The organism is Alkalibacterium sp. m-11, from assembly GCF_054658155.1.
On record NZ_BAAGIR010000558.1, the window covers coordinates 1 to 255 of the forward strand.

Here is a 255-nt window from a genome sequence, read left to right on the forward strand (position 1 = left end):
TGCTTCGATTGGCTTTTGGTAATTTGTCAGTAACACATAGGAGTTTTTTAAGATTTTCTTTTGAAAAAATATATGGTTTGAATTTTTGTTCTACTGCTTGGTAATAACTTGAATTGACAGACTGACTAGGGATTTGTAGTACTTGAAGAAATTCAGAAAACTGACGGAGGTTTGTTATTAAAGTTTTTCGACGGTGGGGACTTATATGGTCCTTCGGACTTAATATTTCTTCAATCATTTCAGTAGTAATTTCAA

Annotated in this window: 1 protein-coding gene; it reads right to left on the reverse strand. The window is 32.2% G+C overall.

Annotated features, from left to right (window positions below; all coding sequences use genetic code 11):
* Positions 1 to 255 (reverse strand): hypothetical protein (locus tag ACYQ2O_RS13590; protein ID WP_459796866.1); only part of this gene is annotated, 255 nt, incomplete at both ends.